The 13,580-nt window shown below is 63.7% G+C and carries 13 protein-coding genes; 1 reads left to right on the top strand and 12 read right to left on the bottom strand.

The features are described from left to right. Window positions 1-236 precede the first annotated feature (236 nt). Window positions 237-1,430 (bottom strand): acyl-CoA dehydrogenase family protein, encoded by a 1,194-nt coding sequence (locus tag AC5I5I_RS14755; protein ID WP_495974291.1) that lies wholly within the window; start codon window positions 1,428-1,430, stop codon window positions 237-239. A gap of 23 nt (window positions 1,431-1,453) precedes the next feature. Then, window positions 1,454-2,605 (bottom strand): CaiB/BaiF CoA transferase family protein, encoded by a 1,152-nt coding sequence (locus AC5I5I_RS14750; RefSeq protein WP_495974289.1) that lies wholly within the window; start codon window positions 2,603-2,605, stop codon window positions 1,454-1,456. 239 nt (window positions 2,606-2,844) lie between these two features. Between AC5I5I_RS14750 and AC5I5I_RS14745 the strand changes: the two genes are divergently transcribed. Then, window positions 2,845-3,810: a tripartite tricarboxylate transporter substrate binding protein gene (locus AC5I5I_RS14745; RefSeq protein ID WP_495974287.1), complete on the top strand. Its 966-nt coding sequence runs from the start codon at window positions 2,845-2,847 to the stop codon at window positions 3,808-3,810. Between the two features lie 30 nt (window positions 3,811-3,840). On the opposite strand, the gene AC5I5I_RS14740 is transcribed toward AC5I5I_RS14745, so the two are convergent. The 10 genes from AC5I5I_RS14740 to AC5I5I_RS14695 form a co-directional block, all read right to left on the bottom strand. Next, window positions 3,841-4,311, bottom strand: coding sequence for a TspO/MBR family protein (locus AC5I5I_RS14740; RefSeq protein ID WP_495974285.1), 471 nt, complete (start codon window positions 4,309-4,311; stop codon window positions 3,841-3,843). 8 nt (window positions 4,312-4,319) lie between these two features. Next, window positions 4,320-4,949 (bottom strand): uracil phosphoribosyltransferase, encoded by a 630-nt coding sequence (gene upp / locus AC5I5I_RS14735; RefSeq protein ID WP_495974283.1) that lies wholly within the window; start codon window positions 4,947-4,949, stop codon window positions 4,320-4,322. Window positions 4,950-4,985: 36 nt separating this feature from the next. Beyond that, complete coding sequence (locus AC5I5I_RS14730; RefSeq protein ID WP_495974281.1) at window positions 4,986-6,221, bottom strand: URC4/urg3 family protein; 1,236 nt, start codon at window positions 6,219-6,221, stop codon at window positions 4,986-4,988. Between the two features lie 130 nt (window positions 6,222-6,351). After that, on the bottom strand, window positions 6,352-7,608 hold the full coding sequence (locus AC5I5I_RS14725) for a GTP cyclohydrolase II (protein WP_495974279.1): 1,257 nt from the start codon (window positions 7,606-7,608) through the stop codon (window positions 6,352-6,354). 273 nt (window positions 7,609-7,881) lie between these two features. After that, the gene (locus AC5I5I_RS14720) at window positions 7,882-9,498 is read right to left on the bottom strand and encodes a GMC family oxidoreductase (protein WP_495974277.1); all 1,617 of its coding nucleotides are present in this window, start codon (window positions 9,496-9,498) and stop codon (window positions 7,882-7,884) included. A 163-nt stretch (window positions 9,499-9,661) separates the two neighbouring features. After that, entirely contained in the window at window positions 9,662-10,663 is a 1,002-nt protein-coding gene (locus AC5I5I_RS14715) for a TRAP transporter substrate-binding protein (RefSeq protein ID WP_495974275.1), read from the bottom strand. Between the two features lie 16 nt (window positions 10,664-10,679). Continuing rightward, on the bottom strand, window positions 10,680-11,951 hold the full coding sequence (locus tag AC5I5I_RS14710) for a TRAP transporter large permease (protein WP_495974273.1): 1,272 nt from the start codon (window positions 11,949-11,951) through the stop codon (window positions 10,680-10,682). Further along, a complete protein-coding gene (locus AC5I5I_RS14705) occupies window positions 11,948-12,475 on the bottom strand; it encodes a TRAP transporter small permease (RefSeq protein WP_495974271.1) in 528 nt (175 codons plus the stop codon). The genes AC5I5I_RS14710 and AC5I5I_RS14705 overlap by 4 nt, the downstream gene beginning before the upstream one ends. 9 nt (window positions 12,476-12,484) lie before the next feature. Then, on the bottom strand, window positions 12,485-13,114 hold the full coding sequence (locus AC5I5I_RS14700; protein ID WP_495974269.1) for a glutathione S-transferase family protein: 630 nt from the start codon (window positions 13,112-13,114) through the stop codon (window positions 12,485-12,487). Window positions 13,115-13,154: 40 nt separating this feature from the next. Further along, window positions 13,155-13,559 (bottom strand): RidA family protein, encoded by a 405-nt coding sequence (locus tag AC5I5I_RS14695; protein ID WP_495974267.1) that lies wholly within the window; start codon window positions 13,557-13,559, stop codon window positions 13,155-13,157. Window positions 13,560-13,580: the final 21 nt, after the last annotated feature.

Below are 13,580 nucleotides of genomic sequence, written 5' to 3'. Positions count from 1 at the left end.
AAAAATTGCGAAAGGCAATTATCGAGGCGGGAAGCCCGGGAAGCCGACGAAATTTCCTGCTGCGGTCACTGCACCCGGTGCTGGCCAATGCCGGTACCGCCCGGCGCGAAAACGACCGCCCACCAGTCCGGTGCGGCACCCAGATCAGCCAGCCACTCCGCGCCTCCCCGGACCAATGCGCCCGACCGGTGCGCCCGCACCCGAAGGCCGCCCGCCCGGCCGGATTGAGCGATAGCTCAATACGACCGCGGCATGCCGAGCACGTTCTGGCCGAGATAGGCGAGGATCAGATTGGTCGAGATCGGTGCGATCAGCGAGATGCGCGCGTCCCGCCACTTGCGCTCGACATCGAATTCGCGCGCGGCGGCGAATCCGCCATGGGTCTGCATGCAGGCTTCCGCCGCGTGCCAGGCGGCTTCGCTCGCCAGCAGCTTCGCCATGTTGGCCTCCTCGCCGCAGGGCTGGCCCGCCTCGAACAGCGCACAGCCGGCGCGGATCATCAGGTCCGCCGCCTTCCACTCGGCATAGCAGCGCGCCAACGGAAACTGGATGCCCTGGTTCTGGCCGATCGGGCGGCCGAACACCTCGCGCTCCTTCGAATAAGCCACCGCCTTGTTGATGAAGAAGCGGCAATCGCCGGACGATTGCGAGGCGGCGACCAGCCGCTCGGAATTCATGCCGGTGAGAATATAACGAAAGCCCTGCCCTTCCTCGCCGATCAGATTTTCTGCCGGCACTTCGAGATTGTCGAAGAACAGTGCATTGGTCTGGTGGTTGATCATGGTGTCGATGCGCTGCATCGACAGACCCTTGCCGAGTGCGTCCTTCACATCGACGAGCAGCACCGACAACCCTTCGGTGCGCTTCTTCACCTGATCGGCGGGCGTGGTGCGGACCAGCAGCGTCATCAGGTCGGACTTGTGCGCGCGCGAGGTCCAGATCTTCTGGCCGTTGACGATGTAGCGGTCGCCCTTCTTCTCGGCGCGGGTCTTCAGTTGCAGCGTATCGGAGCCGGTGGTCGGCTCGGTGACACCGAACGCCTGGAAGCGGATTGTGCCTTCGGCGATGCCGGGGAGATATTTGTTCTTCTGCTCCTGATTGCCGTGCCGCAGCAGCATGCCCATCATGTACATCTGGGCATGACCGGCGCTGGCCTGGCAGCCATTGGCGTTGATCTCTTCAAGGATCGCGCAGCCTGCACGCAGCGGCAGGCCCGACCCGCCATACTCCTCCGGAATCTGCGCTGCGAGATAGCCCGCCTCGGTCAGCTCCCGGATGAAGTCTTCCGCATAATCGTCGTTGTCCTCGAGCTTGCGCCAATACTCGCCCGGATATTTCTTGCAGATCGCGCGCACGCCTTCGCGGATCTCCGGATAATCCTCGCCGAGCGGGACCGAGACGTTGAGTGCATACGAGTTGATGGCATCCATGATGTTTCCTTCTTCTTGCGCGATCAGGCGGTGGTGCGGCGTACGCTTCCGGGCAGCAGCAGTGCGGTATCTTCCGCCAGCGCCGGCGGATTCTTGCGGAACGCCGGACGTTCGCCATCGAATTGCAGCGGCAGCCCCATGAGCTGGAATTTGCCGTCGGCGCTCTGCTGCAGCATTTCCACGGCCTTGGTTTGCGGATGGTTCAAAACCTCATCGAGCGATTGCAGTGGCGCGCAGGGCACCGAGGCGGCCGCCAGCGCATCGATCCAGTATTGTCGCGGCTTGGTCCTGATCACCTCGGCGACCAGCGCGTTGACCTTCACCCGGTTGCGCACGCGGTTGGAATTGGAATTCATCTCCGGATCGTCGGCCCATTCCGGATGGCCGACGGCCTGCGCGAAGCGCCGGAACAGATTGTCGTTCGCCGCCGCGATCACCACCCAGCCATCGGTGGCCTCATACGCTTTGTAGGGCGCCATGCCGCCATTCTCGGAGCCGACGCGCTTCGGCACATTGCCGGAGGCGAGATACATCGCCGTCGACATGCACATCCAGGACAAAGCCGTCTCGAACAGCGAGGTGTTGACCTCGCAGCCCTCGCCGGTCTGGTTGCGACGGATAAGCGCCGACAGGATACCGATGACGGCCCACATGCCGGCGCCCTGGTCGATGATGGACGGCCCCGTGCGCACCGGCTCCGCGCCCTCATGGCCGGTCACGCTCATCAGTCCGCCGAACGCCTGCAAAAGCGGATCGTAACCCGGCGTATTCTTCAGCGGTCCTTCGGCGCCGAAGGCGGTCAGATTGCAATAGATGAGCGATGGCTTGTCCTTGCGCAAAGCCGCAGCGTCGAGCTGATAACGCTCGACCAGACCGGGCCGCATGTTCTGCACCACGACATCCGCCTTCTCGACGATGTAGCGGCGCAGCGTCTCGCGCTCGGCATCGTTCTTCAGATCGAGCGCCGCGGAATATTTGTTGCGGTTGATGGCCTGGAACATGCCGGCGGCGCCATGCAGGAACGGCGGCCCCCAGTTGCGCGCGTCATCGCCGCCTTGCGGGTTCTCGATCTTGATCACGGTGGCGCCAAGCTCGGCCAGAACCAGGCCCGCGATGGGCGCAGCAACGCTGTGGCCGAGTTCGACGACGACGGTATTTTCCAGCGGGAGTGACATGCGCTTTGGGCCCTGCATTCCGCGGCGAGGTAGAAGGCGCAAAGTTGCTATGTCAACGATGTGTTTGACTGGCCAATCAATGCAGGGGCGCCCTTTCGTGTCCCGAAAACCAGCGCGGTTTACAGCAGTTTCAAACGTCCCGATCCGGCAAAGCGTTTGACCGCGTCCCCTAGCCACCTTCAAGATGAAGACACGCACACGACGGCCGGATCAACCGGCCGCGTCCGGGAGGAACGATCATGACACGCCGTATCGCGTCGCTTCTGCTTGCCGCCACGCTTGCCGCCTTTGCCGCACCCGCCACCGCCCAGACCTGGCCCTCCAGCTCCATTCGCATCCTCGTCGGCTTTGGCCCGGGCTCGACGGCGGACACACTGGCGCGGCTTGTCGGCAAGCATATGGAGCAGACCTTCGGCCAACCGGTCGTGGTCGAGAACCGGCCCGGCAATTCGTCGATGATCGCGGCCGAGACCGTCGCGCGCTCGGCGCCCGATGGATACACGCTGTTCATGGCGACGGTGGCGCAGACGCTCAACCCGGCGACGACCAAATCCGGCTTCGACCTGTCGAAACAGATGGAGCCGATCGCGTTGCTCGGCGTGGTGCCGAACATGCTGGTCGCGCATCCCGATGTTGCAGCCAAGAGCGTGAAAGATCTGGTGGCTCTAGCGAAGACCAATCCGGATGGCCTGACCTTCGGCACGTCGGGCGCCGGCACCGCAAGCCATCTGGCCGCGGAATTGTTCAACCAGAAGGCCGGCACCAAGATCGTCGCGGTGCATTATCAGGGCGGCAGCAACCAGGCACTGACCGACCTGCTCGCCGGCCGCATCACGCTGATGTTCAATGTCGCGGCCACGCTCGCCCCGCATGTGAAGGCGGACAAGCTCAATGCGATCGCGATGGCGCAGCCGAAGCGGGCCGGCATCATGCCGGACCTTCCGACCATGGACGAAGCCGGCATGCCGGGCTTCGATGTCGGCATCTGGATCGGACTGCTCGCGCCGACCGGCACCCCGGCGGCCATCGTCGACACGTTATCAAAGGCCGCCAACGATGCACTCAAAACGGAGCCGGTGATGAAGGCGATGAAGACACAGGGCATCGACGCAATCGGTGGTACGCCGAAGGAGTTCGCCACCTTCATCCGCGCCGATATCGACAAGTGGACCGCCTTGTCGGCCGCGAGCGCTGAGAAGAAATAGGATGCGGCTTAAGTCAAAGGGTCGTCGCGCTCACGGGTTGAGCGCGACGATGGTCCAGTTCAGCACCGTCGCGAAGCTGACCCAGAGCACGTAGGGAACCAGCAGCCACGCGGCGGGGCGCGAGAAGCGTTGCACGTACCAGATCAGTGCGACGATCGACGCCCAGAGCAGCACGACTTCGAGGCCGGCCAGCAGCGGCTGCTTCAGATGGAAGAACAGCAGACTCCAGCCGACGTTGAGGATCCCGTTCGTGACGAACAGGATCACGACCATGCGCCGCTGCGTCTCACCGGCGGCGCGCCAGGCTAGCGCGGCTGAGACGGCGGCGAGAATGAAAATAGTCGTCCAGACGGGTCCGAACAGCCAGTCCGGCGGCTGCCATGACGGCTTGACCAGCGCGCGATACCACGGGCCGATATCGGTCAGCATGCCTCCGGCGATGGAGACGATGGCGTAGCCGAGGGCTGAGACCGCCAGCGGCAGCAGGAATGATCGTCGCATGCTCGCCCCTATCTCGTTCCGTACATCCGGTCGCCGACGTCGCCGACGCCCGGCACGATATAGCCGGACGCATCCAGCTCCTCGTCGATCGCGGCGGTCCAGATATGCACGTCGGGATGATGCGCCTGCACCTTGTCGACGCCCTGCGGGGTTGCCAGCAGACAGACGATACGCACCGAGCGCGCGCCGGCTTCCTTCAGCCGATCGACCGCGGCGACGGCGGAATTGCCGGTCGCCAGCATCGGATGCAGCACCAGCACCAGACGCTCGGCGATATCTTCCGGCGCCTTGAAGAAATACTCCACCGCTACCAGCGTGCGCGGATCGCGATACAGCCCGATATGGGCGACACGGGCCGAAGGCAGCAGATTGAGCATGCCCTCGAGAAAGCCCATGCCGGCGCGCACGATCGGCGCCAGCACCAGCTTCTTGCCGGTGAGGATCGGCGATTGCATCTTCGCGAACGGCGTTTCGATCTCGATCATCTCCAGCGGCAGGTCGCGCGTGACTTCGTAACAGAGCAGTTCGCCGATCTCGGCGAATAATTCGCGGAACGCCTTGGTCGAGCGGTTCTTGTCGCGCAGCAGCGTCAGCTTGTGCTGCACCAGCGGGTGATCGACAATGGTGACGCCGCGCATGATGGACTCCAAAAAAACCCGGCGATCCTCAAATGGCTAAAATACCGTGCCGTCGCTGATAACATGAATCGGCGGCGGCCCGCCCGGACGCTTCGCATTGGCGAGCTTGCGGCCGGCGGCCCAGGTGCCGCCTTCCAGCACCGCGCCGAGTGGAAAATCCGCCGCGTCGAGCGAGAGCTTCTGCCGCACCAGCGGCGCGATCCGATCGAGCAGCGCCACCGTCAGCGCCCGCCACTCCACCACCAGTTCGGACCAGACTTCATGGCCCTGCCCGGCCGCCGCCGGATCGCGCAGCGCGATCACGCCGGCATCGATGAACAAACCGCCATTACGGTACTCCGCCAGCCCGGTAAGCCCGTCGAGATCGGACACCGTCACGCCGCCGTCCTGCAGCGGTTCGATCAGGGAATAGGTCAGCCATTGCGACAGCTTGTGGAACGGGATTAGCCCGTTGGTCTCGTCGTCGCGAGCAATCGCCGGATGCCGCCAGGTGTCGCCAAGGGACACGCCGTCCAGTGCAATGCGGCCGGGCCAGATCGGTCCGAGATGATGCAGCACCGCGCGCAGGATGTCCGGTGCGGGCAGCGGCTTCCCGCCCACAGCGCGTACGAGATGATCGAACAATCCGCCCGGCCGCGCGGCATCGTTCAGGCCAAACACCGCCGGATTGTCGAGTGCGTTCCGGCCGAGCCTCGCGATCAGCGCCGCGCGGCCTTCGAGCCCGGTCAGCGGATTGTGGTCGCTGACCTGGAAGCCGCGCGCGAGATCCTCCGCCGTGAACGCCGCCAGTTCACTGGCATCGGCCCGCATGGGATCGGCCGGATCGGCCGAGAAGTATCCGGCCTCGAACATGCGCAGACTTGCAATCGCAAGTCCTTCCGAACGCGAGACCTGCAGCCCGGTGATGCCGTCGCGATAGCGCCAGTCAGGCCCGGCGCCGGCATCGAGCAGCACGGAGACGATGGCGAGATCGAAAGCGGCCCGCGCCTGCGCGGCCGCGTCGTCCCATTGGCGCGCGGCCGCAAGCTGCGGCCAGAGATCCACGCCGGCCAGCCTGAAGTGGCGCCAGCGCGCATGCAGGGGCACGTGCAGCGACGGATAATTCTCCCGGATCACCCCAGCGACCACGTCGGCCGCGTAATCGAGCTTCTCCGGATGAAGCGTGAAGTTTGCGAGTTTGTCGTTCTCAGCCGCGGCCAGCATCTCGTGCGCACGCTCGCGCACGGCGTTGGCGGAGAGAAGGGAGTCGGCTGCATCGATCGCGTCTGTCACGAACACACACTCCGCTCGTCCCCGCGAAAGCGGGGACCCAGAGCCGTAATGAGACGGTTCGGGAAAAGAACTGGGCTCCCGCTTTCGCGGGAGCGAACGGAGGTTGGGTTCATGGTCAAACCAATCCCGCTCAGAAATCCCGCAGGTTGCGGCCGACCGTGGCTTTCAGTTCGTCTTCGGTCGGCGCGCCTTCCGGCGTGAAATAGCCCGCGGCTTTCTTGGCTTCCATCTCGACCTTGGCGTCGTCCGGAATCATGTCGTCCGGGATCGGAACGCGCTCGACGATGTCGATGCCGGAGCCGGTGATGGCGTCATACTTCATGTTCGACATCGAGACGAAGCGGTCGATCTTGGTGATGCCGAGCCAGTTCAGCACGTCCGGCATCAACTGCTGAAAGCGCGCGTCCTGCACACCGGCGACGCATTCGGTGCGCTCGAAATAGGTCGCGGCCTGGTCGCCACCGGGCTGGCGCTTGCGCGCGTTGTAGACCAGGAATTTCGTGACCTCACCGAGTGCGCGGCCTTCCTTGCGGTTATAGACGATGAGCCCAACGCCGCCGTTCTGCGCTTCGCGGATCGACTCGGCGATGCCGTGAATGAGATAGGGCCGGCAGGTGCAGATGTCGGAGCCGAACACGTCGGAGCCATTGCATTCGTCATGCACGCGGCAGGCGAGCTTCTTCCTCGGATCGGCCAAAGCCGCCGGATCGCCGAAGATGTATAGCGTGATCCCGCCGATCGGCGGCAGAAACACGGACAGATCAGGCCGCGTCACCAGTTCCGGATACATGCCGCCGGTCTGCTCGAACAGCGTGCGGCGCAGCTTGTCTTCGGTGGTGCCAAAGCGTTCGGCAATGCCCGGCAGATACCAGACCGGATCGATCGCCGCCTTGGTCACCGCAACGTCACGCGCGCTGTGGACCAGTTCGCCGTCGACCTTGATGAAGCCGGTATCGAAGAAATGATCGAGTTCGGGCAGCGTCAGCCGCGCCTTGGTGATGGCGATGGTCGGACGGATATCGATGCCTTCGGCAATCTCGGTCCGGAAATCCTGCGCCACGCGGTGGCCCCAGGGATCGAGCGACACGATGCGCTTGGCATCGGCCCATTGCGCGAACGGTCCGATATCGACCACTGGCGCGGTGTCGCGCAGGTCCGGCCGGGCGATCGGATTGAGCGCGCCGGAGGAGACCGCAAGCGCGCGGTACAAGGCATAGGAGCCGCCATGCGCACCGATGGCGTTGCGGTCCGGCCCTGCATTGACGGTGCCGATCACCGGCCCGCGTTCGCGCGCGGTTGGCGCGCCCCAGCGGAGCGGAAAACGTCCCGGCGTCCTATGCCCGGGATGCGAGGTGAGACGGATGTGACCGTCCCTGTTCGTGGACATGACATTGCCCCACAAAAGCAAAAAGCCCTCGTCCGGCAGCGCCGGAAGGAGTGGCTTCAAAAAGAGAAGATAACGATGGGTTGTGGGTTCGGCAAGGGGGATTTGGAGTCGGCGCCGCTCCGCCACCCTCCCCCTTGTGGGGAGGGTCGGTGAGCGACGAACGAAGTGAGACGCGAGCCGGGGTGGGGGTGGTAACTCGACTCGCAGGGCCACCAAACGCGTCTGCTGATGCCCCCCCACCCCGACCCACAAGGGGGAGGGTGAAGGAAGACGTTACACCCGCCCCCGGATCATATCCGCGGCGCGCTCCGCAATCATGATGACCGCCGCGTTAATATTGGCGCCGATGATGTCCGGAAACACCGAGGCATCGATGACCCGCAGGCCCTCGGTCCCCCTCACCTTCAACTCCGGATCGACCACCGCCATGTCATCACTCGCCGGTCCCATCTTGCAGGTGCCGCAGGGATGATGCGTGGTCACGACGCTGTTGCGGATGAAGGTCTCGAACTCCGCATCGGTCTTCACGTTGGCGCCCGGCATGATCTGGCGCGCGATGAAGGGTTTCAGCGCCGGCTGACTGGCGACCTCGCCGAACATCGCCACCGCCGCCTTCAGCGTCTGCCAGTCGCCGTCGGTAGACAGCAGGTTCTGCTGGATGTGCGGATGTGCGAACGGATCGGCCGATGCCAGCGAGATCGTACCGCGGCTTTCCGGACGAAGCACCACGATCCTGCAGGCAAAGGTATCCTCGAACGCAGCCTTGAACGGCGGCAGATAAGGCGCGGCGCCGAGCGGCCCGGCAATGAACAGAAGCTGCGCGTCCGGCAGCTGGTTCGCGGCGCGCGGTGTCTTGAGGAATCCGATCAGGCCGCCCGGCAGATCGGTGGTGAAACCGGTGCCGAACACCGCGCCCTGCGCGAGCGACAGCGCAATGCGGTCGAGCCGAAGATTTTTCTGCACCGGGCCGCCGCCATTGCGGCCATAGACGATCAGCGCCGCGACATGATCCTGCAAATTCTTGCCGACGCCGGGCAGTGCGACCTTGACCGGGATGTCGCGTGCGTTGAGTTCATCCGGCGCGCCGATGCCCGACAGCATCAGCAGTTGCGGCGAGTTGATAGTGCCGCCGCAAAGCAGCACTTCCTTTGCCGCGCGGGCAACTTTCGTCTCGCCACCCTCCCGATATTCCACGCCGGTCGCTCGCGCGCCGTCGAAGATGACGCGCGACGTCTGCGCATTGACCTCGACGGTGAGATTGCTGCGCGCCAGCGCCGGCCGCAGATACGCCACCGCGGTCGAACAGCGGCGGCCGTTGCGGATCGTCGCCTGCATCCGCGAGAAGCCGTACTGCTCCTCGCCGTTGTAATCCGGATTGAAGGGATGCCCCGCCTGCCCGGCCGCCTCGATATAGGCATCGACCAGCGGATCGGCGTAGCGCGAACGGCGCGTGGTCAGCGGCCCCGAGCCGCCGCGATACTCGGTTTCGCCGCCCTCCCAGCTTTCCTGCTTTTTGAAATACGGGAGAACGTCGCGGTACGACCAGCCGCGCGCGCCATTGTCCGACCACCGGTCGAAATCGCCGCGATGGCCGCGCACATAAGCCATTGCGTTGGTGGACGACGAGCCGCCGATCACCTTGCCACGCGCGACTTCCATCTTGCGTTTGCCCGCATAGGGCTCCGGCTCGGTGTCGTAGTGCCAGTCGAACAGCCGCTCCTTGTAGACTTTGCCCCAGCCGAGCGGGATTTTCAGCCAGAAGCCCGAGTCCCAGGGCCCGGCCTCCAGCAGGAGCACGCGCGTGCTGGCATCCTCCGTCAGCCGGGCCGCGAGCGTACAGCCCGCGGACCCGGCGCCGACGATGATGTAGTCGTATTCGGATGTGGTCATGGCAATGAATCTGACAGGCACGAGGTAAGGCCGTCACCCTGAGGTGCGAGTGTACAGGCAAGCCCTGCTTGCCTGTACACGAGCCTCGAAGGGCGGCGGCCAAGGCCGTTCATCCTTCGAGGCCCGCGCTGCGCGCGGGCACCTCAGGATGACGGAGCGAGCCTTACTTCGGCGCCTTGGCGTCGACCACCTTCTTCAGGACGTCGAATTCCTTCTTCACCGCCGGATTGGCGTCGACGATCTTGGTGCCGAGCGCGACGAAATCCTTCATCATCTTCTCCTGCTCGGCCGCCGGCAGCTTCAGGATTTCACCCTTGTTGGCGAGCCACACCTCGTTCGCCTTCTTGTTGTTGTCGAGCACCCAGGGGAACGCCTTCTGCTCGGCTTCGCGTCCGGCGGCGCGGATCGCCTCCTGTACGTCCTTCGGCTGCGCCTTGAACCAGTTCTCGTTCACCAGTGCGACTGACAGGATGTAAGAAAACTGCAGGTCGGTGACGTTCTTGGCCACGTCGTAATATTTGAACGCGGTGAGGATCGGCATGCCGGCTAGCATGCCGTCGAGGCCACCGGACTGCAATTGCGGGATCACTTCCGACAGCGCCAGCGGGGTCGGGATCACACCGATCGACTTCATCGGCTCCATCTGCAGGGGCGATGCAAAGGTTCGGACCTTCATCCCCTTCATGTCTTCGAGCTTGGGCGCCGGCTTCTTGGTGAGGATCACGGTCGGCGAGTTATAGATAGCACCGATTACGCGCAGACCCTTGTCGAGGAACATCGTCTCCAGATGATCGCGATAGGCCGGATCCTGAATGGTCGCATATTGATGCTCGGGCGAACGGAACAGCCCCGGCACCTCGAAAATCTGAAAACGCGGATCGAGATTGGTGACGAACGAGGTCGGTGTGATGAAGGATTCGATGGTGCCGAGCGACACGCCCTCGGCCATGCGCGGAATCGCGCCGAGCTGGCTCGCCGGGTAGATGCCCATCTTCAGCTTGTCGCCGATGCGCGCCTTCACGCCCTCGACGAACAGCTTCTGCCATTCGTGCTGGCCGTCGTTGATGGTGGCGCTGGCAAGCTTCATTTCCTGCGCCGCTGCCGGCAGGACGGCAAACGCCGTGGCAATTGCCGCGGCGAATATGCTGTGTCGTGTCACGTGCATGGTAGTTCTCCCAGAGTTAAATCGAACGCGTAAGGATCAGCGACAGGTCCGGCCAGTAGGTGATGATCAGCAGCGCAGCAATTTGCACCACGGCGAAGGGCAGCACACCGCGATAAATCGTCTCCAACGGAACGCCGAGCACGGTTCGGGCGACGAAAATGTTGAGCCCGAACGGCGGCGTGAACATGCCGATCGCGAGATTGGCTGTCATAACGATGCCGAAATGGATCGGATCGACCCCGACCGACTTCACGAGCGGCATGAGCAGCGGCGTCAGCACCAGAATGGCCGAGGTCGGATCGAGGAAGCAGCCGACGATCAGCAGGATGATATTGATCGCCATCAGGAAGGCCCACTGCGTCAATTGCAAGGCTTGCAGCCATTCAGTGAGCGCACGTGGAATGCCGCTGATGGTGAGGATCCAGGAAAACAGCGCCGCGGTCGCGACAATGACGAGAATCTGCGCGGTCAGCATCGCCGAACGGGCCGCCGCATCCAGCACGTCCTGCCAGGACATCGAGCGGTAGACAAAGAGCCCGACGATCATGGCGTAGAGGCAGGCAAAGCCGCCGGCCTCGGTCGGCGATGAATAGCCGAAATAGATGATGCCCAGCACAAAGGCCGGCATGAACAGCGCCGGCAACGCGCCCCAGCTGGTGCAGAGGAAATGGCGCAAATTGAAGTTGCCGGAACGCGGGATGTCCATCTGCACCGCACGCACCACCACGAAGGCGGCCATCATCAGCGCGATCAAGAGGCCCGGCAGAATGCCGGCGACGAACAGTTTCGGGATCGACTGCTCCGCGGCTGCACCATAAAGGATCATGGCGATGCTGGGCGGAATCAGAATGTCGATCGCGCCGCTGGAACTGACCAGACCGGATGAAAACCGCGCGCCGTAGCCATCGCGAATGAGCCCCGGATAGAGCGACTTGCCAACCGCGGCGACGGTCGCCACACTTGCACCCGAAATAGCGCCGATCAGGGTCGATGCACCGACCGTCGCAACGCCGAGCGAGCCCGGAACACGGCCGATCAAGGCCAGCACCCAGACGATCAGCCGGTCGGCGATGCCGGCCGCACCCATCAATTCACCGGCGAAAATGAAGAACGGGATCGCCAGCAGGGCGTAATTCTCGAGCCCGCCGAACATGATCTGATGGATCGCCACCGGCGACACCGTCAGCGTGAAGATGAAGGTGAGGATCGCCCCGGCCAGCAGCAGCACGAAAATTGGTGTGCCGATCGCCAAGAGCGAGAGCGGGATCGCGCCGAGGGTCCAGATCATGCGCGTCCGCCCCGCTGCGTCAGGAAGCGGATATCGCTGACCAGGATCATGGCGGCGATGATCGCGGTGCCGCCGAAGCCCACGAGCAGCGCCGAATGCGGGATCAGCATCGGCATGCCGAGCGCCATGCTGGTCTGCCCGGAGGACGTCACCCTTTGAATGAAGCCGAAGGACTGCACGGCGGCATAGGCGCAGACCGCCATCATGACGACGTGAGTCACAATCGACAGCAGGCAGCGTGCACGCGGACCGACGCGTGCCGTCAGGATCTCCAGCGCGATGTGGCTGCGATCGGCGGTGACCAGCATCATGCCGATCATCACCATCCAGATCATGCCGAAGACCAGCAATTCATCGACGCCGATCACCACGGTCCCGGCCGCGCGTGCAACCGCATTCACCACATTGAGGAGGACCAGGCCAATCAAAACAAGTCCGAGCAGCTTTCGCACCGCTGACAGAGCAAAACGGGCAAGGCCGGCCCCGGCGTCGGGCGCAGAGACGGCCTTGTCCTCACTCGTCATGGCGCTGCCTTAAGCCGCCGTGTTGAGCGCCGACGGCTTGGCACCGGTTGCGACCGCGAAGGCCGGTCGCGCTTCCATCGCCTTCATCCAGCGCGTGAGTTCGGGAAGCTCCGGCTTCTCGATCGGGAATTCCAAGCAGCGCTTGACGATGGGCGCGAGCGCGATATCAGCCAGCGTCAGGCGGTCCAACGCAAAATACGACTTGCCCGCGATCTGGCCCTCCAGGATCTTGAGCTGAGCGACGAGATCGGCGCATTGCGCGGCGTAATCGGCAGCACGCTTCTCGGGCTCGTTCTTGGAATCCTTGAACACCGCAACATACGGAGTGTTCAGCGACGCCAGCAGCCAGTCCATCCAGCGTTCGACATGGGTTTTTTCGGCCGGGGTCGAGCCCGTCAGCACCGGCTTATGCAAGGCCGCGAGATAGCGCAGGATGGTGTGGCTTTCCCAGATCGACGTTTCGCCGTCGATCAGGGTCGGCACCTTCGCATTGGGGTTGAGCTTCTTGTATTCGGGCGTCTGGGTGTTGTTGAATTGCCGCCCGTAGTCTTCGCGGGTGTATTTGGCGCCGATCTCTTCCAGCACGAAGAGCACTTTCTGGACATTGCCGGAGGTGGAGCGGCCGAGCAATCTGATCACGTTTAGTCTCCCTTTGCAGTCCGCGCGCGAAACCGCACGCTCACTTTTTCAACGGCTTGTAGGCGATGCAGTCGATCTCGATCTTGGTGTTGATGACGGCCCGCGCCTCGACCGTGGTGCGGGCCAGGATCGCGTCCTTGAACATCTCGCCGAACACCTTGTTGTAGCGGCCGAAGTCGCGGGTATCCTGCAGGTAAGTGGTCGCACGCACGACATCGGCCAACGTCGCGCCTTCGTGGGCGAGAATACGCTCGATGGTTTCGATGGTGGCGCGGGTCTCGACCTCGATTGACCCCTCGATCATGTCGTTGTTGGCGTCTTTCGCCACCTGCCCCGAGACGAAGATGAAGTCGCCGGCACGCACCGCCGGGTGAAACGGCAGGTTCGGATTCTTCTTGCCGATCGGATAGACATCGGCGCGCTTGGTCTTGGTCACGTCATCCATCAATCTTGCCTTCTTACGACT

This window comes from Pseudorhodoplanes sp. (assembly GCF_059499825.1).
Note: the sequence above shows the minus strand (reverse complement) of the source record. Positions and strands in the feature narration are given on the sequence as shown.